Source organism: Denitrobacterium detoxificans, assembly GCF_015062615.1.
Taxonomy (GTDB): domain Bacteria; phylum Actinomycetota; class Coriobacteriia; order Coriobacteriales; family Eggerthellaceae; genus Denitrobacterium; species Denitrobacterium detoxificans_A.
The window spans coordinates 249,491-272,191 of the sequence record NZ_SUUH01000002.1 but is presented as its reverse complement, the minus strand read 5'-3'; the positions used below and the strand labels follow the sequence as shown (position 1 = coordinate 272,191).

At 60.5% G+C, this 22,701-nt stretch carries 10 protein-coding genes; 4 read left to right on the top strand and 6 right to left on the bottom strand.

What is annotated here, in order from left to right; genetic code table 11:
* The first annotated feature begins 41 nt into the window (after window positions 1-41).
* From E7002_RS03910 to E7002_RS03900, 3 genes are all read left to right on the top strand, one after another.
* Window positions 42-1,766, top strand: a complete 1,725-nt coding sequence (locus E7002_RS03910) for a hypothetical protein (protein ID WP_303727573.1) — start codon at window positions 42-44, stop codon at window positions 1,764-1,766.
* Window positions 1,767-1,905: 139 nt separating this feature from the next.
* On the top strand, window positions 1,906-6,687 hold the full coding sequence (locus tag E7002_RS03905) for a hypothetical protein (protein ID WP_303727572.1): 4,782 nt from the start codon (window positions 1,906-1,908) through the stop codon (window positions 6,685-6,687).
* Between the two features lie 1,563 nt (window positions 6,688-8,250).
* The gene (locus E7002_RS03900) at window positions 8,251-11,691 is read left to right on the top strand and encodes a hypothetical protein (protein WP_303727571.1); all 3,441 of its coding nucleotides are present in this window, start codon (window positions 8,251-8,253) and stop codon (window positions 11,689-11,691) included.
* Window positions 11,692-12,635: 944 nt separating this feature from the next.
* Here E7002_RS03900 and rpmE read toward each other — a convergent pair.
* On the bottom strand, window positions 12,636-13,070 hold the full coding sequence (gene rpmE, locus E7002_RS03895) for a 50S ribosomal protein L31 (RefSeq protein WP_066663066.1): 435 nt from the start codon (window positions 13,068-13,070) through the stop codon (window positions 12,636-12,638).
* 610 nt (window positions 13,071-13,680) lie between these two features.
* Here rpmE and E7002_RS03890 point away from each other — a divergent pair.
* Window positions 13,681-15,159, top strand: a complete 1,479-nt coding sequence (locus E7002_RS03890; RefSeq protein WP_303727570.1) for an FAD-dependent oxidoreductase — start codon at window positions 13,681-13,683, stop codon at window positions 15,157-15,159.
* A 205-nt stretch (window positions 15,160-15,364) separates the two neighbouring features.
* Here E7002_RS03890 and E7002_RS03885 read toward each other — a convergent pair whose 3' ends face one another.
* Genes E7002_RS03885 through fsa form a run of 5 tightly spaced genes read right to left on the bottom strand, consistent with a single transcriptional unit; the run spans window position 15,365 to window position 22,428 of the window.
* A complete protein-coding gene (locus E7002_RS03885) occupies window positions 15,365-16,906 on the bottom strand; it encodes a LuxR family transcriptional regulator (protein WP_303727569.1) in 1,542 nt (513 codons plus the stop codon).
* 26 nt (window positions 16,907-16,932) lie between these two features.
* On the bottom strand, window positions 16,933-18,954 hold the full coding sequence (locus E7002_RS03880; protein WP_303727568.1) for a class I tRNA ligase family protein: 2,022 nt from the start codon (window positions 18,952-18,954) through the stop codon (window positions 16,933-16,935).
* Window positions 18,935-19,975, bottom strand: a complete 1,041-nt coding sequence (gene sppA / locus E7002_RS03875; protein ID WP_303727567.1) for a signal peptide peptidase SppA — start codon at window positions 19,973-19,975, stop codon at window positions 18,935-18,937. Before sppA ends, E7002_RS03880 begins: the two co-directional genes overlap by 20 nt.
* Window positions 19,976-20,029: 54 nt before the next feature.
* Window positions 20,030-21,751 carry a transcription termination factor Rho gene (rho, locus tag E7002_RS03870; protein WP_303727566.1) on the bottom strand — a complete coding sequence of 574 codons (1,722 nt, stop codon included), beginning with the start codon at window positions 21,749-21,751 and terminating at the stop codon, window positions 20,030-20,032.
* Window positions 21,748-22,428 carry a fructose-6-phosphate aldolase gene (gene fsa, locus E7002_RS03865; protein ID WP_066665088.1) on the bottom strand — a complete coding sequence of 227 codons (681 nt, stop codon included), beginning with the start codon at window positions 22,426-22,428 and terminating at the stop codon, window positions 21,748-21,750. The genes rho and fsa overlap by 4 nt, the downstream gene beginning before the upstream one ends.
* Window positions 22,429-22,701: the final 273 nt, after the last annotated feature.

Sequence of the window (22,701 nt, the reverse complement as noted above, 5' to 3'; positions counted from 1 at the left end):
GATGGCCCACCATGATGCGACGACTTCGAAAGGACGCGCGCATGACCCCATGCGAAAATACACAGCCTCACATTACGCTCTTCCTAGGCGGCCCCGCATGCGGGAAAACGACGGCATTGCTCGAGGAATCGCAACGGGCTATCATGGTCAACCATACGCGCGTTCTCTTCGTAACCGCATGCGATAGCGAGGGCCAAACAATTGAAAAGCACATGGGAACCATGGGCAGTTCCCTACAAGTGACGAGCATTCAGAATCTTGCCCGAAACATCCTCAACGAACCAGAAGCTCACGAGATAATAGGTCGGAGCGCACGCACGCTCGATTCTGTAGAAGAAGGCATCCTCTTCGAGGACATGCGATCGCTGGGAATCAAGCAACGACGTTTGCGCGGCCTTTGCGGCTTCATCCAGCGCGGCTGGAGCGACTTGGCAGACGAAGATGAGCGCTGGCTCCAAACGCTCGAAGAAGAGCTCGTAGCGCAGCGCATGCAGGAGAACCTACAACTCATTGACAGCATACTTCCCTGCGAACTCGAAGCATGTGCCCTACGCGTAGTGAACCAATGCGAGCGCATTCGCAATATCTACCAAGCCCCCACGGTACTTGCTGACGACTTCACTTGCATGGGACGCGCTTCGCAGCAACTTATTCGAACGCTTGCCACGCAGGAACTATACGTGGCCGCAAGCGATACACCTAGCATGCCCGTTGCAGACCCCTACCCCTACGAACGAGGAGTGAAGGAACTGCTTGAAGCATGCCCCGACACGCAAACGCATGTGCTGCATACGTGCCACCGACCCGCCACGAGCGTGAACATCATCAACAAACTGCGCACGGAAGCCGGACGAGCACCCCTTACCGCAAACGACGAGTGCAAGGGGACCATCGAGACGCATTACATTGGGGGATTCGCAGAAGAGCAGGAGGCGATCCTCCAGACCGTCAACGTCGCCCATGCGCAGGGAACACCCTTATCGCGCATCGCGATCGTAGGCACAAACGGAATCTGGAGAGCAACAATCGCACGAGTACTGAGAAGCAACGACATCATCGTCACCATTCCGAAATCGACTAAGAGACGTATTCGTGATTATCGCGATAAAGAGGCAAATACATCCATAGAATGCGCGGCCCTCGAACAGCTATCGCGCGACCCCGAAAACGCCCTCGCATGGCGTACCTGGTGTGCACTGGGCGACTATCTAGCCAACAGCGTGGGCATTGACGCCCTGCGCAAGCCAGCCCTAAGGGCAAGACTCACGCTCCCCCAAGCGCTCAACGCCCTTCTCGCAGACAGGCTAGATGGCATCCGCAAAGACGACCCCATGATCGAAGGGCTCCTCGCCCGCTATCGAGCAGGACTGGACGAGCTACACGCTCGAGACGCGGAGGCAGCATGCGACCCCGCAAACCCACCCGCAGAGCGCGAAGGTGTCTTGCTCTGCAATCCCAGTGAGCTGCAGGGGCAGACATTCGACCTGATTATCTTCGGAGGCTTCGTAAACGGCTTCTTCCCTTCGCGCGCCTGGTGCGACAACGAGGTAATCGGCACCGCCCGCACAAGGGAAGCCCAGCTCTACCGAACTCAACTCGCCTCCGTTGCCGCAAGCGCAACGAACCACCTAGTCTTTACCGGATTCACCGCATGTTCCCTGGAAACGGCAGAACGCCTTGATCTCTGCGTGGAACGCATTCGACTCACACGCGGCATTCGCATGGCAACCATATCCCCAAGCAGGTTTCTCTCACTTGTCCATTAGGGACATCCCTGCTATCTCAGCTTGGTAACGGGACGCAAACGCACGTGGTGCCCGCGCGCAATATCACATATATGTTAGTAGAATTGTTCCATATATGTGGGGTCGCAGTATGCCCATTCGGGCAAGGGGGTCGAACGCCATGGGAAAGAACGTCTTTGCGAAGCAGGTGGGAATGCAGCTTGCCGTTATCGCGGCAAGTTTGACATTGGCAATCACCGCGTTCCTCTGCATGGGAGCGCAGCAAGCATGGGCCGATGACAGCATCTCGCTAGGAAAGCCAACGTGGAACGCGAACAACACCGCGTATACGCTGCCTAACCTAACGGTGACCACGAACAACGCCTACACAACGGCCATCGTTTCCGTTGACGCGGGCTACATGACCACCGACAACGTGGATCAGAGCATCGTAGCATCCAAGTTCGAGGACCTTTCGAAGACCACGTACACCATGGTCTTCAATGAAGGAACCACCATTGCCCAAATCCAGGAGGCTCTGCGCAAATTCGAATTCCACCTGCCCTCGAGCGGCGCAGTATCGCAGAAGCCGCAAATAAAGCTCTCCACACGCGACACCGTCCTACCCGACGGTGCAACCGTCACCGCTGGAACGGGCGACCTCGCCGGTCACTATTATATGTATGTACGCGGAAGCCTCAGTTGGACCGACGCATACAAGGCCGCAAAGACGTGGCAGTACATGGGCATGAAGGGCTACCTAGTTACCATCACCAGTTCGGCCGAGGATAAAATCCTAGACAACATCACCGGCGCTGCGGCATGGTCGGGCGGCACGCGCGCGCTCTTCAATGGCAGCAAGGCAAAAGACCAGGATTCGCTTGACGCATACGACTTCAGCTACCCCAGCGACTACTCCAACAACGCCTACTACTGGGCTTGCGGCCCCGAAGCTGGCATCAATTACACCACGATCGGCTATTACAATTGGAATAGCAGCGAACCCAACAACTCCAATGGAGAAGGCTGCATGCAGGTGCATGCAGATGGACGCTGGAATGACCTCTCGATCGGATCGACAGAGACCGCCGGCTACTTCGTGGAATTCGGCGGCTACGGCGAAGAAGACCCGGGGTACGGAACCACGACGTATTCGGAAATCACCTCCGACACGGGCATCGTAGTCGTAACGCCCGTGGCGGTAACGGACCTTACGCCAAGCGAAGGTCACCCGTATTTCGGTGAAGGCGCAAACGAAGTCACGGCTACCGTTGCCCCCAGCAATGCCACGTTCGTAACCTACCAGTGGTATCGCAGCACCACGGCAGGAGCGACTTCGGGCGGCACTGCCATCGAGGGCGCAACCGAGGCAACGTATACGCCGACCTCCGCTGACGAAGGCTATTACCTGTACTGCGTGGCATTGGGCGAGCTCGACTCCTCGGCCACTGCGGCAATCGAAGGCAAGGTACTTCCGCTTACCGCAACCGTTTCGTATGCATGGAACGGCATTGATGCAGTAACCGTGAGCAACGGCACCGCAGCAGCGGGCAGCACATGGGCCGTACCCGCCAAGCAGGGCGCGAACTTTGCAGGCTGGTACCTCGAGGAGAGCCACGAAACGCTCTTCGCTGCCGCCAACGGCAACTACGCGCTCTCGGGTGCCGTAAGCGGCATCGTTGCAACCGACGGAACCTGGGAAGTCCCCTCCGCTGGTATCACCATCTATCCTGCATGGACGCCCATCGGCGGAGCCGAGGCCGTAGCTCAAATGTTCGTAGCCGAACCCACCAATGGATCGGGCGACGATGAGGGCTTCGACAGCGACGAAGTCTCCGTCACCTGGAATGGCGACGAGGGCATTTGGAACGTAACGCTGAAGGAAGACATCGAGAACGCTTCCATCAAGCTTTCCGAGCTCAACGCGGGTTCTGGCATCGATATCGCGCTCGACCTGGGTGGACACGCCATCTACGGCGCATCATCCACCACGGACGCCGGCACGCCGGGCCTGACCCTGAATAACGGCGTCTCCCTTACGGTCACGAATGGCCTCATCCAGGGCGGCGCCGGCACCACGGGCGCCGACGGCATTTCCATCGACGGAACCAATGCTTCGGTATCCGTTGGCACGAACGCAACGATTCGCGGCGGCAAAGCCGTTACGGCCGGAGGCGATTCGGGCGCGGGCATTGGCACCACGAGCGGCGGCTCGGGCACCGTTAGCGTGACGGGCGGAAGCGTCGAAGGCGGCAGCTCTACCGCTCCCGGCACCAACGGTGGCGACGGCATTTCCGGTGACGTAACCGTAAACGTTTCGGGCGGCAGCATTGCCGGCGGCGATGGCGTCGCGGGAGAGAACGGCGCGAGCGGCGGCAATGGTGGCAATGGCATCGCCACCACCTCCACCGACAGTCCTGCCGTACAGGTTGCGGGTGGTAGCATCGCCGGCGGAGATGGCGCTGCAGGCGGTAACGCCACGGGTGACGATAACGGTGGCAACGGAGGCAATGGCGGAAGCGGCATCTCCGCACCGGGCGGCATCGACGTGCAGGGCGGCGAAGTCTCGGGCGGCTCTGGCGGCAACGGCGGCGGAGCCGAGAACGGCGCTGGTGGCGCTGGTGGCGCTGGCGGCTCGTCCATTACCGGCACGGGTGGCGAAGGCGGCGACGGCGGCAGCTCCTCCACCGGCAATGGTGGGGACGGCGGCAACGGCGGCGCTTCCGAATCTGGCGACGGCGGCGCTGGTGGCGCTGGTGGCGCCTCCACCGACGGCAACGGCGGCGCTGGTGGCTCCGGCGGCGCTTCGGCCAAGGGCAATGGCGGCTCGGGCGGCGCCGGCGGCAACTCCACCAACGGCACGGCCGGCTCCGGCGGCGCTGGCGGCACCTCCACAGGCGGCAAAGGCGGCGCAGGCGGTGCAGGCGGCAGTTCCGTAAATGGCACGGCAGGCGCTGGTGGCGAAGGAAGCCCCGCGGGTAATTCGGGCGCCATCGACTACACCCCCGCCCAGGAATTCGTTACCACATACCTCACGGGAAGCGGCTCCATCTTCTCGAATGTCGATGGCACCAACTACACTCAGATCATAGCTGCGTCTGACGCCTGGAATGCACTTTCCGACGTACAGAAGGAGCACGTGAACCAGACGCTCGCGAACAACGGCAACGCAGAAGATGCCAATACGTATCCCGAGCTGTTGGCAACAGCTACGGCAGGAACCAACTTTGTAAGCCTATATCTCACCGACAACGAAGAGATCTACTCCTCCGCGACGGCGGCGAACCACACGAAGATCATCATGGGCTCCGAACCCTGGGATGCGCTTTCCGATGCCTCGAAGGCAGTGGTGAACGCACAGCTCACCGCAAACGGCAACACTGACGACAACAACACCTATCCCGAGCTGCTCGCGCAAGCAAAGGCGCTGCAGAATGAAGCTAATGGCTTCATCGAAGCCTACCTCACAGGAGCAAACGGCATCTACAAAACGCCGACTGCTGCAAACAACGCGCAGGTTATCGAGGGAGCCGTTGCTTGGAACGCGCTTTCCGATGACGTAAAGGTCATCATCAACGAAACGCTAGCCGACAATGGCAATGCTGAGGCATATGACACATACCCCGAGCTGCTCGCTGCAGCGCAAGAGCAAGCCGCACACGCAGACGATTTCATCGATGCCTACTTGGATAATGAGGGCTCGATAATCACCGCACCAAGTGCAGATACCGCTGCCCAGGTCATTGCAGGCGAACCCGCATGGAACGAACTCACCACCGAAGAGCAATTCCTCGTTAACGCGGCGCTCGCGAAGAATGGCAATGCTCAACCCTTCGATACGTACGAGGGACTGTACACCCATTCGCGCGCTATCCTATTCGCCCAGAATTTCCTGACTGACGGCGAAGGTGCGCTCTTCAAGAAGGCGTCCTCAGCAAACGCACTGCAAATCGCAAGTGGCGAGGAAACGTGGAATACGTTCTCGCAACGCGAAAAGGACCTGGTAAACGGCATGCTGTCCAACAACGGCAATCCCGCCGACGCCGACACGTACGAAGAGCTGCTCGAGGCGGCTAGTACCATGTCCGTTCCGGCGCAGGGCTTCATCGATCGCTTCCTTACCGACGTTGAGGGCGTTATCCATTCCGCGGTGAATGCCGATAACTACGAGCAGATCATCTCGGGTGAGGCACAATGGACCGACCTAGGCGAACAGCCCCAGGAGATCGTGAACGGCGTGCTTGCCAACAGTGGCAACGCAGCAGCCAACGACACCTACCCCGAACTGCTGGCGCAGGCCAAGCAGCTGAGCGAAGCGGTGAAGGGATTCCTGGCGGAATTTGCGAGCGACGCAGCTGGCAACCTGTTCAATAAGGCAACCGAAGACAATTATGAGCAAATCCTCTCGGGACAGAACGTATGGGACACGCTCACCGATGACGAACGCGCCGCCATCAACGCGCGCATCGCCCAGAATGCCGAAGAGCATGGTGGCGCCACCTCGTTCACCGAGCTGCTGGCACAGGCCAACGACGTGAAGGACTCGCTTTCCGGCATCGAGGTCTACCGCCTGTACAACCCGGGCTCGGGCGACCACCTGTACACCACGAGCGCCGAGGAGCGCCAGATCGTCATCGAGGCCGGATGGCGCGACGAGGGCGTGGCGTTCGTGGCCCCCTCGCAGAAGGGCGACCCCGTCTACCGCGTGTACAACCCGGTAGTGGGCGGGCACCACTACACCACGAGCGCAGCCGAGCGCGACGCGCTCGTGAAGGGCGGCTGGAACGACGAGGGCGTGGCCTTCCTCTCCGCCGACCCGGCCAACGGCTCGCCGGTGCGCCGCCTGTACAATCCGAACCCGGGCACGGTGTGCCACCTGTTCACGACCAGCCTGACCGAGGCGAGCAACGTCGAGGCTGCAGGCTGGAATGCCGAGGGCATCGCCTTCTACGCCCTTTCCTAAGTTGGAGCTCTCCGGGGGCGGCGCGCCCGCTCCCCTCCGGGGCACCCGCTCCGCTGCTCGCATGGCGCATATAACTGGACGCATGGGGGCACGCACGGTTACGCCGCGCGTGCCCCCTTCCATTCGCAAGGGGAAGCGCCATGCTCGTGCGCTCGCTGGTTCATGCTTTCACTTGCGCTGCTTGGGGTTTGCTCAATGATTAGTCGAAAGCTTCGCTTCCTCCCCCATTGAGCAAACCCCAAGTTCAGCGCTTCTTTTTGCTTTCACAGTGCCCCCTACGGGGAGCGGGCGCGCCGCCCTCGCGAGTCCATACGAGCAGGGGTAGAACGCGCTGCCAGACTCGGAGGTGGACCTTCTTGCGGGCGGCATCGCGTTGCTCGCCGCCCCAGGCTAATCGCAGATGGTGCTCCACGCCCACCCCACGTCTTCGCAGGCTGCGAACCGAGCAACCCGATCGTGCATCGGAGAGGGAGGGCACGCAGGACCTCTGTAAACCGGGGAATCCGATTGAGAACGCAATCCATCCCGATGCAGTATCGGGGCGTTACTTTACGTGTGCATTTCAGCTGGTGATATGGAGTTGCGCCATTTAAGTGAATGCTAGTAAGCTTGTGGCATATGTCTGGGGTCGTTAGGTTGCCCGGGTATCCGGTCGAGGGGGTATTCGCCATGGAAAGGTACACCTGCCGCAAGAATCCTGCGTTCTATCTCATCGCGCTATTTTGCGCATCGTTGCTTGCTGCGGCATGCATGTTCGTGGGAACACAAAGCGCATGGGCCGACGATGGCATCAAGCTAGGAGAGCCATATCGACTTGACAATGGCCAAAGCTATAAGCTGCCTAATCTGACCGTACAGGCCCCCGATAACACCTCATTCAGAACAATTATCATATCGCTAGATAAGGGCAGCCTTGATCTTGGAGATGGATGGAATAGCAATATCGTTCAGGAAATCAACTATGACTCATCGCTCAGAACGATAATAGCCACATTTAAAGAAGGAACGAGCAGCAATCAAATTCAAGCATCTCTTCGGGGGGTCAAATTCGTATTGCCATCTGCAAACGCAACGCAAAAGCCACGCATCACCTTATCGACTCGAAACACATCTTTACCCAGCGGAACCATAATTCAGGCCGTAGGAACGGGTGCTTTCTATGAGCACTTCTACATAAGCATTAACGGCCAAACGGCTAACTGGTTCAATGCATACAACATGGCAAGGAACTATAGCATCATGGGCCGCACGGGCTACCTTGCAACCATAACCAGTGCAGATGAAGATAAAATGATTTTGGACCAAGGTGGGTATGGCCTTGCATGGTTGGGCTGCACAAGAGCCTTGTTTAACGGCACGCGAGCAAACGACAATGTCACCCTAAGCTCAAGCACCGCCTCGCTACCAAATGACCACTCCAACACCGCATACTACTGGGCATGTGGGCCAGAAGCAGGGAAGCCCTGTTCCGAAATCGGTTTCGAAAACTGGAAATCAGGGGAGCCCAGCTACAGTGAAAGCAGTCCATGGGGCTACATATTCACCTACTTTGACAGAACATGGATGGTAACCGAGCCCTGGGACGCGAATAACATATTTATAGAATTCGGCGGATACGGAAACGACGACCCCGGATACGTAGGCGAAGCGGAGGGGCAAGTCGAATTCTCAAACGACCCAAGCGAAATCATCAAGGCACCGGTTCCCGTTACGGGGCTAACACTCAGCAGTGACCAGCCGTATTACGGCTACGGTGCTACGGCCATTACAGCCACAGTCGCCCCGGCGAATGCCAGTTACGTTACTTACCAGTGGTATCGCACGGAAATGGCGGGCGACATCACGAATGGCACGGCCATCGACGGAGCCACCACTTCTAGCTACACTCCCACTGCCGACGACGCTGGGTATTACCTGTATTGCAAGGCCACGGGCGAATCGAGCTCATCGGCCACGGCCATCACGGGTAACGTAGCGCACCCGCATGAGGTGGCGATTACCTACGCCACGCAGGGCATCGGCGACGAAACCATCACCAATGGCGAGGATTCCGCTGGCAGCACGTTCGCCGTGCCCACAGCAAGCGGCGCCACGTTCCAAGGCTGGTACCTCGAAGAGACGTGCGACACGCTCTTCGCAAATGCCGACGGCACGCTAGCCCTAGCCACGCCCACGACGGGATACATCGCCAACGATGGTACGTGGTCCATTTCCACGGCCGCTCTTACGCTCTACCCCAAGTGGGCACGCATCGGAGACGCCGAAAGCGTCGCGCGCATGTTCGTTGCCAATCCGCAGAACGGCACGGGCGATGACGCAGCTTGGGAAAGCAACGAGATCGCCGTCACATGGGACGGCACGGCGGGCACGTGGAGCGTCACGCTCAAGCAGGACATCAATGCAGCCGACATCACGCTCGCCGAGCTGCAGAGCAATGCGGGCATCACCGTTAACGTTGACCTGGACGGCCATTCCATCCTGGGCGCCTCCTCCACCACGGAAAGCGGCACGGCTGGCCTGACCATAGGCGATCGCGTCCTGCTCTCGCTTGAAAATGGCCTGGTTCAAGGCGGCAACGGCACCACGGGCGGCAACGGCATCACCATCGAAGGCACAGGCACGCGCGTAACCGTTGGCGCGGACGCCACGGTACGCGGCGGCAAGTCGATTACGGCTGGCGGAGCGTCGGGCGATGGCATCGCCACCGCCAGTGGTGGCTCGGGCACGGTTAACGTGACGAGCGGATCCGTCGAGGGCGGAACGTCGGAAGTAGCAAGCACCGATGGCGGAGATGGCATCTCCGGCGATACGGTCGTGAACGTAACCGGCGGCTCGGTTGCGGGCGGTGACGGAACCGACGGCGAAAATGGCTCCGACGGTGGCGATGGCGGCGACGGCATCGCGACCACGTCGACCGTAGCCGTCTCCGATGGCGAGATCTCGGGCGGCGCGGGCGGCAATGGCGGCGACGCCACAGGCAGCACCGACGGCGGCGACGGTGGCAACGGTGGCACGGGCATTTCCTCCCTTTGCGACGTTGAAGTCACCGGCGGCGAGGTATCCGGAGGATCCGGCGGCGACGGCGGCTCGGCCGAAAGCGGAGCTGGTGGCGCAGGCGGTGCGGGCGGTAGTTCGCTCACAGCCGCAGGCGGCACGGGTGGCGATGGCGGTAATTCCATTTCTGGCAACGGTGGCGATGGCGGCAATGGCGGCTCGTCCGACACCGGCGATGGTGGCGCGGGCGGCGCTGGCGGCTCCTCAACCGATGGTGATGGCGGCGCAGGCGGTACGGGCGGCACCTCTAACGAGGGCGCCGGCGGCGCCGGTGGCACGGGTGGCAATTCCACTAATGGCTCCGCAGGCGCAGGTGGCGCGGGTGGTCTCTCCACCAAGGGCGACACGGGCGCAGGTGGTGCGGGTGGCTCCTCCGTGAACGGCACCGCAGGCGCAGGTGGCGCGGGAAGCCCTGCGGGCGATTCCGGCACCATCGACTACTCCCCCGCCGATACCTTCGTGAGCACGTATCTGAAGGACGGCGCAAATATCTTCTCCGACGTCAATGGCACCAACTACGAGCAAATCATCTCGGGTTCCGACGCATGGGATGCTCTCTCTGACGTTCAGCAAGAGCACGTGAATCAGATGCTTACCAAGAACGGCAACGCGGAGGGTGCCGACACGTACCCCGAGCTGCTGGCAACGGCAACCGCGGGTACGCTCTTCACGAGCCTGTTCCTCACCGATGACGAGGTTATCTATACATCAGCCACAGCAGCTAACTGCTCGAAGATCATCATGGGCTCCGAACCCTGGGATGCGCTCTCCGACGCCTCGAAGGCAGTGGTGAACGCGCAGCTGACCGCAAACGGAAACAACGCGTACAACGACACCTATCCTGAGCTGCTTACAGCAGCCACCGCAATTCGCGAACCCGCGAACGCCTTCATCGATACCTACCTTACGGGCGACAATGGCATCTTCAAGACGCCTACCGCAGAGAACAACGCGCAAATTGTTTCTGGCGCCGATGCTTGGGACGGCCTGTCCGCTGACACGCAGACCGTCGTGAATGACGCGCTGGCTGCGAACGGCAACTCCGAGGCATACGACACCTACCCCGAGCTGCTGGCAGCAGCACAAGAGCAGGTCGCAAACGCACAGGACTTCGTGGACACGTACCTCGCCAAGAACGACGAGGTCATCTCCGAGCCCAGCGCCGACACGGCCGCGAAGGTAATCAGCGGCAATGCAGCCTGGAACGACCTGACCACCGAAGAGCAGAACCTCGTAAACGCAACCCTTGCCGTCAATGGCAACCAGGACCCGTTCGACACATACGAGGGCCTGTACACGTACTCGCGCGCCATCCTGTTCGCGCAGACGTATCTTACCGAAGACGGCAGCCTGGTCACGGGCGTAACCGACTCCAACAAGCCGAACATTCTGGCAGGCGAAGAAGAATGGACACGCATGTCGCAGGACGAGCGCAACCTGGTAAACGGCATGCTTGCCGAGAATGGCAACAACGCCGCTAACGACACGTACGAGGAATTGCTGGCCCAGGCGAAGGGCGAAGACGAGCCCGAAATTACGGCGGTGAGCGTATGGCGCCTGTACAACCCGGGCTCGGGCGACCACCTATACACCACGAGCGCCGAGGAACGCCAGATCGTCATCGAGGCCGGATGGCGCGACGAGGGCGTGGCGTTCGTGGCCCCCTCGCAGAAGGGCGACCCCGTCTACCGCGTGTACAACCCGGTAGTGGGCGGGCACCACTACACCACGAGCGCAGCCGAGCGCGACGCGCTCGTGAAGGGCGGCTGGAACGACGAGGGCGTGGCCTTCCTCTCCGCCGACCCGGCCAACGGCTCGCCGGTGCGCCGCCTGTACAATCCGAACCCGGGCACGGTGTGCCACCTGTTCACGACCAGCCTGACCGAGGCGAGCAACGTCGAGGCTGCAGGCTGGAATGCCGAGGGCATCGCCTTCTACGCCCTTTCCTAAGTTGGAGCTCTCCGGGGGCGGCGCGCCCGCTCCCCTCCGGGGCACCCGCTCCGCTGCTCGCATGGCGCATATAACTGGACGCATGGGGGCACGCACGGTTACGCCGCGCGTGCCCCCTTCCATTCGCAAGGGGAAGCGCCATGCTCGTGCGCTCGCTGGTTCATGCTTTCACTTGCGCTGCTTGGGGTTTGCTCAATGATTAGTCGAAAGCTTCGCTTCCTCCCCCATTGAGCAAACCCCAAGTTCAGCGCTTCTTTTTGCTTTCACAGTGCCCCCTACGGGGAGCGGGCGCGCCGCCCTCGCGAGTCCATACGAGCAGGGGTAGAACGCGCTGCCAGACTCGGAGGTGGACCTTCTTGCGGGCGGCATCGCGTTGCTCGCCGCCCCAGGCTAATCGCAGATGGTGCTCCACGCCCACCCCACGTCTTCGCAGGCTGCGAACCGAGCAACCCGATCGTGCATCGGAGAGGGAGGGCACGCAGGACCTCTGTAAACCGTTATTTAGGTTGGTGCAGTATTCCATATGAAACCGATCCCCAATCGGAACAACGGTTTATTAGAGGAAGAAGCTTCCCGCTCTTGCGGCTGGTAGGGCGAAGGGTTTCCATCAGCCATCTTATTGAGCGGGAGAAAGCCGGCCCGGGGTTTCCTATCGGGGGCACTGTGAAAGCATTCTCTATACGCGCTACGTTTGGGATGCGGCGTAGGGGGCGGGAAGCGCAGCTTCACGCATATCTACGCCGCATCCCAAACAGCGCAAGTAAAAGCATGAGCCAGCGCAGCGCACGAGCGTAGGCTTAGGCCCGTGCGGGGCCTAAGCCACGCGAGCAGCGGAGCGGTGCCCCCGATAGGAAACCCCGGGCCGGCCTCAACGAGCACCAACAACAAAAAGAGAGCGAAGGATAAACCCTTCGCCCTCGTACAGGTAGATATAAGCGAGAAGCTTATTCAGCGGCTTCTTCAGCGACAGCCTCTTCAGCAGGAGCAGCAGCGGCAGCAGCTTCAGCTTCCTTGGCAGCCTTAGCCTCGGCCTCAGCAGCCTTCTTGGCGAATTCAGCAGCACGCTCGGCCTTCTTGGCAGCCTTTGCCTCGCGCTCGGCCTTCTTGGCGGCCTCGGCAGCGGCGACTTCCTCGGCACGCTTGGCCTTCTTGGCGGCTTCGCGAGCAGCAACGGTTTCGCGAGCGGAACCGAACTTGTCGGTGAAGCGCTGGACGCGACCACCGGTGTCGATCAGCTTCTGCTGACCGGTGAAGAACGGATGGCAAGCGTTGCAGATGTCGATTTTCAGCTCGGGCTTGGTGGAGCGGGTCTGGAACGTGTTACCGCAGGTGCAGGTGACCGTGCAGTCCACGTACTCGGGATGGATACCCTTTTTCATGTTTCTCTCCTTCATGCGCCTTGGTTTCCATACAAGGCTTATGACAACCTGGCCACTATAGCACGATATGCGCAACCATGGGTGAAAAACGCGGCTCCTTCACATGTAGCTTCGCACTGTGCCCCACTCCAGGATGAACAAACCCCGTCCCTTGCCCCCGCACCCCCGACTCGCATTTTCACCCGCAGGGCTCATGCCACCAGGTTGCCATGCTGGCAAGGGGAGGCCCTCTGCGGCACTGTGAAAGCATTCTCTATACGCGCTACATTTGGGATGCGGCGTAGGGGGCGGGAAGCGCAGCTTCACGCATCTCCAGCCCCAACCACAAACGGAGCGAGTAAAAGCATGAGCCAGCGCAGCGCACGAGCGTAGGCTTAGGCCCGTGCGGGGCCTAAGCCACGCGAGCAGCGGAGCGGTGCCGCAGAGGGCCTCCCCTTGCCAGCCCAGTCAACCCAGGCATAAGCCCTGATAAAACCTCCCCACCCGAAAAACCACCCGCCCTATTTCCCCATTCCACCCGCCAACGTGTCTGCATGCCCCACGCGCAAGCGCATAGCGTAAGAGCCACAGAAGGGACACCGCGCACAGCGGGTCAGTGGGAAGGAACAACATGGACAACATTACCTCGCGTCATATTTCGCGACGCTCGTTCGCGGGCCTCATGGGCATGAGCGTTATCTCCGCCGCAGCATTCGCAACGCTTTCGGGCTTTCGCGATGCTGAAAAGATTGCCGCCACGCACGACTATGATGTCGTAATCATCGGCAGCGGTGGCGCCGGCACGTCGGCCGCAGCCTTCGCCGCACAGACGGGCGCCAAGACCATCTGCCTGGAGAAGCTTGCATGGCAGGGCGGCTCGAGCTCGCTGGCGCTGGGTACGTTCTACGGTTCCGGCACGGTACAGCAGAAGGAGCTGGGCATCGAGGACACCCCCGAAGACCTGTACAACTACTTCATGAAGAGCGGCGGCCAGTACGTAAGCGCCGAAATGAATCGCTTCATGGCCGACCACGCCGGCGAGACCATCGACTGGCTACGCGAGGACCTGAAGGTACCGTTCAAGGACACCATCAAGGGCAACGGCACCGACAAGGTGCAGCGTGGCCACATGTGCGCCAACGCCGCAATCGACGCGCTGACCGCCGTCCGCGCACTTGCCGACGGCAATGGCGCCGAATTCCGCTTCAACTGCGCCGCCGAAGCACTCATCAAGGATGAATCCGGCCGCATCGTAAGCGTAAAGACGCGCACCGACAAGGGCGTCGAGATTTACAACGCCAAGACCGTCATCGTGGCCAGCGGCGGCTTCGCGCGCAACGAGCAGATGATCGAGCAATACTGCCCCGACTTCGAGGGCGTCTACACCGAGGTGGGCGTGGGCCTTACCGGCGACGGCGTACGCATGGGCATGGACGCTGGCGCTGCCTACTACGGCAACGGCGGCGTGAACGGTATCCTGGCATGCCAGGTCGACCCGGGCCAGTCCTCCCTCATCAACAAGAACACGCTGTGGGTGAACTCCCAGGGCGAGCGCTTCGCCAACGAAGCCGGCGAATCCCATTTCATCTTCTACACGGTCGCCAAGTACCCCGACCAGCACTTCTATGCCATCTACGACCAGGACATGGTCGACGCGCTGAAGGACGCCCAAAAGGGCAGCTTCCAGCATGGCCTGGAAATGGGCATCTTCGCCCAGGGCGATACCGTTGAGGAAGCGGCCGCCAAGCTGGGCATCGACGCTTCTGCTACGCAGCAGGCGTGGGACGCCTACAACGCCATGGCGGAAGCCGGCGAAGACACCCTGTTCCACAAGAAGGCAGAAATGCTCAGCCCGCACACCAAGGCCCCCTACTACGTGCTCACCATGGGCGTTTGCACGCACGGAACGTTTGGCGGCCTGCAGACCAACACCGACTTCCAGGTGCTCGACAACGACGGCAACGTCATTCCCGGCCTGTACTCCGCGGGCGAAGTGTGCTGCGGCACCTTCATCTACCAGAATTACCAGGCTGGTGGCTGCGGTCTGAACTTCAGCTACACCTCAGGTCGCTTCGCTGGCGCCAACGCCGCAAACGAGGCGCTCGCCTAGAAACGGCATCACGCCGCATCCCCTCCTCTGCGGATTATGCACAACGGCCACGTTCCCCTGCAGCGGAACGTGGCCGTATTTCGTTTTAGATTCTTCGTGCCGCCCGCGGACAAAGCCCGTTTCAAAATCCGACAACGCGTTCTGCCTCTTCCCCGTTAAGGATCGCAACAGCGGCGCGCCATACCCCGTTGGGGGAACCTAGAGACTACGAGCGATAATACTTCTCGCGCAGCTGCTCCTTATTGTGCACATCCATCTTGCTGTAGGCATTCTTCACGTACCCACGCACGGTGTTTTCCGAGATAAAGAGCTCGCGCCCCACCTGGGCCTTGCTCTTGCCCTGCATGAGGCAATCGATTACCTCGGCCTCGCGTTTGGTAAGGCCATATACCTGCACCAAATCGACGCGCTGGGGACCATCGGATACCGAAACCGCAGGGAGCGCGTCGAAAGCAAGAACGAGCTTGCCAGCATCGAAGCGCAAACCCTCGAACATCTCGCGCTTCACGGGGATGCGATCAGTGAACATGACGGCGATGCTCATGGTAAGCGCCAGAATCATGAGCACATCTACAAACGTGACGAAGTCGTCGTGTGGCGGCACCATCATGACGAAAATGCGGCCCGCTTCGCGCGCGAGCAGGAACACCGACCAAACCACGCCCAGAAACACGTACGGAATGACGCTGGCATGACGCGCTATGTCGTAGCAGGTGAACCACAGAACGGAAAGCATGACAGTATTCACGATGGCAATGCTCGTGGAGCCAAGCGAAAGCCCATACCAATTCAACGACGTAAGCAAGATGATGCCCACCGCAACCAGTACAAGCATGAATCGCCACAGGGTGCTATAGCGCATGAAGCGATTGCGCACGAGCACGATATAGAGCCCCGCAAACGAAATGCCAATGACGCCTACCTGGTGCAGCGTTTGGAACACAGGCGCAAGCTCGAATGACGAGCCATGCGGAAAGCCGCGGGCAATGCCCATGGCGAATTCGATGAAGGCCAAACCCAAAAGCAAGCGCACCCACGTAGTCGCGGGTTCGTCATCGTAGCGCGTATCCTTCGGCGCGGGATCGAGCCGACCCGATTCCAAGCGCCCCTGCGTCAGGCGCAACGACCACGCGAGCATGGCAAAGGAAACCGTAGGCATGACAACGCTCACCATGGCTCCCACGCGTTCGGGGAGATAACCCAGCAGCATGCCACCGAGCGAACCCAACGCAAGCGACACCAGCGCATAGAAGAACGATTCGTCGGGCGAAAGTCGCAGATAGAACTCCATCCACTGTCCGCCACCCCACACCAAGCCACAGCCAGCCAGAATGCAGGCAAGCGCATCGAATGTTCCCGGATGCAGCTGGGCATCCACCAGGAACAACACGCTGCCAAGCGTCATCGCGGAAACGGAGAACCACGAAAGGATGCGTCGCGCGTTGCGCGGAAAGCCGCACTTCAAGATGACGGCGACGACAATCGCCGTCAGAATGACGCGCGATGCGTTGATGACGACGCTCGTAAGGCCGGCGTCGGTGAAGGCATAGCGATCGTAGATGGTGCACTGTATCCAAATGCGAACGGCGGCAAGGCCCAAAAACGCCCAGGAGAAATCGCGCAATATGGCGCGTATGCGCGGAGCAGAGCCAAACGAAGCCCCCGCCTTGCCCGCAGGCAACGCACCAGAATCAGCCGAAGAGGCGGAAGCGCGTACGTCTTCCGCCTCGTTAGCCGCAAAACTCATGTCCCCGCGCTCCCCCACAGCAGAAACTACTTCTTGATTTGAGAGGGATGCGGCGCAAAGAAGTCGGTACGGGGAGGAAGCTCGCGCACAAGATGGCGCTTCTCTTCCAGTTCGGCCGTACCGCACAGCTCTTCCATGCTGTCGAAATCGTAGTTCCAGCTGAAGAACTCATCGAAGTCGAAGTTCAGGTAATCGCAGATCTTTTCCGTGCCACGCGGGACCACGGGATGCATAAGCAGCGTGGCAATGCGCAGCAGGTAGAAGCAGTCGATGAGCAGCTGGCGGCGCGCTTCGTCGTCGGCGTTTGCCTCCACCACGCGGATGCCATCGCTCCAGTACTTGTTCGCATAGCGAATGAAATCGTCCATTTGCGAGAGGATGGAATGCAGTTCCACCTTCTTCATGGTTGCGTCGTAGAGCGAAAGCGCCTCGAGCGCACGGTCGCGCACCTCGGGCGTAACCGCACCCAGGGGCATGTAGCACTCGAAGTGGTTCTTCGCCTCGTAGAGGCAGCTGCGCGCCAATCGGTTGAACACGCGCGTAAGCAGAGCGCCTTCCTTCAGCACGGGGTCGGACACGCGCGGGTCGGTGCGCTTGTCGGCATCGGGCTCGAACGCCTTGGGCTTGAAGCCCACGGAACGCTGGTCGAGGCCCAGGGCAAGCCAATGCGCGCGAAGCTGCTCCACCGTGTAATGCTCAAGCAGCTGGTCGGCCGTAGGAGGCTTCACCTTGCTGGAAGAGGAAGCCTTCTTGTCGCCAAGCAGCATGTGGTAGTTAGCGATGAGCTGCGTCTGACGCAGGTCGTCATCTTCGGCGTTCAGCAGTCGCTTGTTCTCCTTCTGAAGGGCCGCGAACAGCGCAGGCTGCGCAACGCCGTAGAAGTAGATGTTGTCCTGGCCGATGAACTGGTACACCTTGGCATCGTCGTCGCACCAGAAGCTGCGCCATTCGTCACGCGGCAAGCCCATCTTGTCGTTCGCCGCAATGGTGAACGAAATGGGAGCCCACAGACTTTCGGGCCAGCACCAAACGGTAAGTCCGTCGGTACCTTCCAGTTCGGGGGCCTTTACACCCCACTCGATGTTACCGGTAATGCGGAACGGCACGAGCGCCTTGCCCGTGCGGAAGCGGATGGACGCGCCAGCCAGCACGTCGCGTGCAGCGTCGCGCGCTTCGATGTCGGCAAATTCCAGCTCGAAGCTCTGCTTGCCGCCCTGGGCCGGACGATACGTATGCGCGGGCAGCTGCGACTGCACTTCCAGATACGCCTCGTAGGCCTCGTTCTTCACGAAGATGATGGGCGGAACCAGGAACTCGCGCACGGTTTCGGTGACAACCGAACGAACGTCGGGGTCGAGCTCTTCCTGATGCACCAGCTCGCGCAGATAATCGGCAAAGCCGGGCAGGTCGAAATACCAGTTGACCACGGGACGCATTTCGGGCACGGCACCCGTGATGGAGGAACGTGGCGCAATGAGGTCGACCGGGGCGTACTGATGGCCCAGATCGCACTCGTCGGCATAGGCGTTTTCGCTCTTACAGCCCTGCACGGGGCAGCGGCCATGCACCTGACGGCCGTTCAGGAACGTACCGGCTTCGGCATCGTAGAACTGCAGCGTTTCCTGCTTGCGCAGGTAGCCGTTCTGGTACAGGCGGTTAATGACGTCATTCGACATTTCCTGGTGCACTTCGCCCGCATGGTCGAGTCCACTGCCCTCGAAGATGTCGAGGCTGATGTCGTAGGCGTCGAGCGTTGCCTTCTGGGCATCGTGATTGCGACGCACGTAGTCGGCGATGGAGCCTTCGAACTCCCCCGCTTCCACGAGTTTGCGATAGCCCTCGTTGATGGGCGAACCGAAGCAGTCGGTGCCCGAGACAAAGCGCACGTTTTCGGCGCCAATGCGATCGCGCAGGAAACGGGCGAAGCAGTCGGCGGGAACGAACACGCCTCCCACATGCCCGAAGTGCAGCGGCTTGTTGCCATAGGGCATGCCCGCGGTAACTACCGCGCGCCGGGGCCACTCCACGCTACTGGGCGATTCCGTCATTATCGTTCAGCTCCTTCAACGCCGCGGCAAGATCCGCAGCGGTAATTGACGTATTACTGCTTGACGATGATAGCAGGTCAAGCAGGCCGGAAAGGCTATCCTGTGAAATCTGCAGGTTCTTAGTGGAATACGAGTCATCCTGAATGCCCGCGAGCATGGCGGCGTAGGCAATGGCGTCTTCGCGTGTGCCCACTTCGTCGGCTAGGCCATTCGAAATAGCCTGCGTGCCCGTGAAGGGCAAACCCGTGGCCAATGCGCGCACCTCTGTTTCGGTCATGCCGCGGCCGTCGACCACGTTCTGCACGAACACGTCGTTGATTTGATTGACCATGTCCTGGTAGTACGCGATTTCCTCGTCGGTAAGCGGACGCGTGCCATACGAGGAATCCTTGCTGTCGGCGCTGGCGATGTTCGTAACGTCCACGCCCAGCAGCTCGAGCAGCTGCGAGTAGTCGATGGACTGCATGATGGTGCCAATGCTGCCGATTTCGGTGGTCTGCGCCACGTAGATGTAGTCCGCCTGCGACGAGATCTCGTAGGCGGCCGAGCAGTTAATCGATGCGCTGGAAATCACCACGGGCTTGCTGAATTCGCGCACGTAGGTGGCCATTTCCTCGCCCGCCGTAGCCGTGCCACCACCCGAATTCACGCGCAGGACGACCGCAACGATGTTTGGGTCGGATTCAGCCTGGTCGAGTAGGTACTTCAGCCCTTCGGGACTGCACGACGTGCCATCGTACTGAATGGTGCCGGACAATTCGATAACGGCAACCGTGTTCGGCTGAGACGACTCGACGGCACCGCCGCCCACCAGGGCATTCGTGCACGATGCGATGGAAAAGACGATAACGGCCACAAGCGCCAGGATAACGACGGGCGCCACCCACCTGCGCTTACGTGGCGGTTCGGCATACGCTACCAAAGGCGGCTCGGGCGCACCCGCAGGCTCGGATATTGGGGGTTCGGGCGAAGCGAATGCCGACGAGGGCGCGACCGGCTTCGCGTGGAATTGATCGGTCACAATGCACTCCTCACACGTATCCCCGCGCCCAGAGAGCGCGGGGATGCCGGTTTGCTACAGTTCGAACTTGTCGTCGGAACGGCGACCTTGCGCCTTCTTGGCGGTGCGCAGCAGGAATTCCTGGTTGGTTTCCGTTTGCTTCAGGGACTTGATGAGCATGTCCATGGCGCGTTCCGTGTTGTTCATGTTCGCAAGGATGCGGCGAACGGCCCAGATGAGCGGCGCCTCCTGCGGATCGAGCAGCAGGTCTTCCTTGCGCGTGCCGCTGGCCACCGGGTCGATAGCCGGGTAAATGCGACGATCGGCCAAGTTGCGGTCGAGCTTGAGCTCCATATTGCCCGTGCCCTTGAACTCCTCGAAGATGACTTCGTCCATCTTCGAACCCGTGTCGATGAGGGCGGAAGCCAGAATGGTAAGGCTGCCACCGTGTTCGATGTTACGGGCAGCACCCAGGAAGCGCTTGGGCGGATACAGAGCCGTGGAGTCGACGCCACCGGAAAGGATGCGACCACTGGCGGGCTGCGCCAGGTTGTAGGCACGCGCCAGACGCGTGATGCTGTCAAGCAGGATGACGACGTCTTCTCCCATTTCCACCAGGCGCTTCGCACGCTCGATGACCATTTCCGCAACCGCGATGTGGTTGTCGGAGGGCATGTCGAACGTGGAGGCAATAACCTCGCCCTTGATGGAGCGCTGCATGTCGGTAACTTCTTCGGGGCGCTCGTCGACCAGCAGGCACATAAGGTGCACTTCGGGGTTGTTCGCCGAAATGGCAGCGGCAATCTGCTTCAGCACGGTAGTCTTGCCAGCCTTCGGAGGCGACACGATCAGGCCACGCTGACCCTTGCCGATGGGAGCGACCAGGTCGATGACGCGCGACGTGATGGTAGTGCGGCCATGTTCCATGTTCAGACGATCGTCGGGATACACGGGCGTAAGGTCCTTGAAATGAGGACGACGGCCCATTTCCTCCAGCGGCACGCCATTCACGGCATGGATATGCTGAATGGCGGCGAACTTCTCGTTCTCACGCGCAGGACGCACCTGGCCACGGACGTAATCGCCCTTGCGCAGATGGTTGCGGCGAATGAGCGAGGTGGCCACGTAGCAATCGTGCTCGCCAGGCAGGTAGCCCTCGGTGCGCAGGAAGCCATAGCCATCGGAGAGGATGTCGAGAACACCTTCGACCTCGACGAAGCCCTCCTTCTTCACGCTGGCATCGTACACGGCCTGAACCAGATCGGCCTTCAGTAAGCCCTTCGGATCGATCTCGAGCTCGACGGCCTTCTCGCGCAGCTCGGCCACCTTCAGCTTCGAAAGTTCCTCGAGGCTGGTCTTGGGCGCGACTTCGCGGCGTTCGTTGCGGTTATTGCGGCCACGACGCTGATGACGGTTGTTGTTCTTGCCGCCATTGTTCTGACCATTGCCGTTGTTCTGGCCATTGCCCTTCTTGCCGTTCTGCTGCTTCTGGGAACGAGAGCCCGTCTGCACGCGAGAATGACGGCGCGGCGTGCGCTCACCCGCGGAAGAGGAATCGCCCTCTGCGGACTTCGCGGCGTCGGAAGACTGCGCGGGGGCATCGTCCTGCTTCTGGGCCTTATCGGCCTTTTCCGCCTTGGCGGCCTTTGCGGTCTTCTTCGGCTTTTCGACCTGGCTCGATGCCTCAGCGCCTTCGGGCGCGGGAGTATCAACCTGCTTGGAAGCACGACGAGCGCGAGGCTTGCGCTTCGGCGCTTCGGCGGCTTCCGCTACCGGCTGCTGTTCGGTTTCACTCATGCGTTCTGCACTTTCTCCCAGTCCTTCATGAAGGAATCGAGGCCACGGTCGGTGAGCGGATGCTGAACCATCTTCTTCAGCACGCCGAACGGAACGGTAGCGATGTCGGCACCCATGAGCGCGCACTGGGTTACGTGATTGGCGCTACGCACGGAAGCGGCGATGATCTCGACCTGCTCGCCGTTGACGGTGCTCGAGGTGAAATCGTAGTTGTTGATGGCCGTTACGATGTTGGCCACCTGCTCCAGGCCATCTTCGGAGATGTCATCGAAGCGGCCGATGAAGGGGCTGATGTAACGAGCGCCAGCGCGAGCGGCCAGAACGGCCTGCGGCACGCTGAAGCACAGCGTCATGTTCACGGGCACGCCATGCTTGGCGAGCTCCTTGGTGGCGGCCAGGCCTTCCACCATGGTGGGAACCTTCACGACCACGTTGTCGGCGATTTCGGCCAGCTGCAGGCCGTCGCGCACGATCTCGTCGCGCGTCATGGCAACGCTCTCGGCCGAAACAGGGCCGTCAACGATGTCGCAGATGCGCTTGATGTGATTGTGGAAGTCGCTCAGCTTGCCGCCGATGCGCGAATACAGCGTAGGATTGGTGGTAACGCCAGCAATGGCACCCCAGCTCGCTGCTTCCTCGATTTCATTCAGGTCGGCAGTGTCCAAGAAAAACTTCACTTGGATTTCCTCCTTAACGTGGGAATAGCTGCGCGAAACGCGCTGATACATCGGAGTGATGTATGTGGAAATGGGAACTGCTCGCGACACATGCGCTGCGCGAACGCTTCAATAGTACCAAACGTAGATGCGGATGCAAGGAAAAACCCACGGAGCCCATATTCGAGACACGCATGAAAAAACGATTGGCGCCCCTACTGGACGCCAATCGCTCGATGCCGGAGGGTGACATCTTATTCCGAAGCCCCTGCATGCAATGCATGCGTCTGCAGA